The sequence below is a fragment of the Flavobacterium sp. CSZ genome, assembly GCF_015350725.1.
In the GTDB taxonomy this organism is placed as follows: Bacteria; Bacteroidota; Bacteroidia; order Flavobacteriales; family Flavobacteriaceae; genus Flavobacterium.
In genome coordinates this window covers 1-1,709 of the sequence record NZ_JADKPQ010000053.1, presented here as the reverse complement: position 1 = coordinate 1,709, position 1,709 = coordinate 1, and the positions used below count along the sequence as shown (strand labels likewise).

The following is a 1,709-nucleotide window of genomic DNA, read 5'->3' as shown; positions in this document are numbered from 1 at the left end:
TTAAGCACTTCGGTCATTAATTGACCAAAATGATGTATGAGTCTCTTTATCATCTCATCCTCATACATATTAACATTGAAATTAATATTCATATGTAATGAATTGCCTCTCAATTGAAATACAGCTTCAAGATCAAACTTTGAATTAACTTCGGCACCGCATATTGTATTTTCTGTTATTGAAATTCCCTGCGGTGCTGCATCTTTTAATTCAAAGATGATATCAAATATTGGATTTCTGTTGATATCAAATTTTTGGTTTAATCCCTCTACTATTTTGTCAAAAGGATATTCCTGAAAAGTCAAAGCAGTTAACGATGATTCTTTTACAGCATGAAAGAGTTCCAGAAAACTTAATTCGGGATTTACAGTATTTTTTAATGGAATTGTATTTACATAAAAACCTATTTGATTTTCTAATTCAAGTAGTTCTCTTCCTGAAACAGTTGTACCTAAAATAATATCTTTTTGGGCTGTATACTTGTAACATAAAATATTCCATAATGCTAATAATCCCATGTACAAGGTAGCACCTTCCTGACTGCAAAGCTTCGTGAATTTAGTAGATAACTCCGCAGAGAGGTAGCTGGAGTAGCTGTATCCGCTGAAATTTTTAAATTTTGATCTGTTGGGTAGATTTGGAAATTCAAAATAAGGCAAATCTCCTGCCAACGTATTTTCCCAAAATTTCTTATGCTCATCAAATTCGTGGTTTTGAAATTTTTCATTCATCCAGAAAGCATAATCTTTATATTGTACCTTCAATTCCGGCAAGCTGCTTTTTGTCTCTTCCACATAGGAATTGTAAAAATTAAGAACCTCATTAATTAACACTTCCATTGATTGGGCATCACTAATGATATGATGGATATTATAATAAAAAACAAAATGTTCTTTTTCTAACTGAAATAAAGTCGCTCTAATTAATGGACCTTTTTCGAAATCAAATATTTTTTCACAATCGCTGTTGATGTACTTTGCAACTTTATCATTTTGATCTTCGTCATTACAAAAATTGTAATACTCCATATCAAATTTAAAATCCTCACTTTTTACAATCCATTGTTTTACCTCAAAACTTTGATCGTCTTTAAATACTGTGCGAAGAATTTCATGTCTGTCAATAACAGATCGAATTGCTTTTCTCAATTTATCGACATTGTAATCTCCTTTCAGTACAAATTTCTTAGGGATATTGTAGGAGATACTTACATTTTCATTTTGACATAAAATCCACAATCTTTTTTGAGCATTTGATAGTTCATAATGCTCCGCTAATGCTACATTCGATATTACTTTCACTGTATCTGCTTTAGCAAAAAAGCCTTTGTTTTCGATTAAATAGCCTAAAATAGCTTCCTTATTTGATTTTATCTCTTCTAAAAGAGCTGCATCAATAGACTCATCTTCAGAGAATAGCTTTAATTCATTATCAATAACATCTAAATAAATATTATTTTCACTGATTTTTTTTAGTAATTGTATCATAAACTTATTTCTTTTAATTTTTTATCTGTACTACTAATATCTTTCTGTTTCTGAGCAATAATAATATGGAAAGCTAAATCCTGGATTGTTGGATATTTAAACACATTTTTTATGTTTATGTCGATCTCAAATTCGTGATTTACCCTGTATAATATTTTTACCACTTTCAGGCTATTCCCTCCCAGTTCAAAGAAGTTGTCTGTGATTCCTACCTGTTTTACT

Annotated in this window: 2 protein-coding genes; both read right to left on the bottom strand. The window is 30.3% G+C overall.

Annotation, left to right across the window (positions count from 1 at the left end):
- Positions 1 to 1,487, bottom strand: a 1,487-nt coding sequence (locus tag IRZ78_RS25935; RefSeq protein WP_228520630.1) for a condensation domain-containing protein, incomplete at its 3' end; no start/stop codon positions are given.
- A partial coding sequence (locus IRZ78_RS25930) for a phosphopantetheine-binding protein (protein WP_194620480.1) occupies positions 1,484 to 1,709 on the bottom strand: 226 nt, incomplete at its 5' end. The genes IRZ78_RS25935 and IRZ78_RS25930, both read right to left, overlap by 4 nt.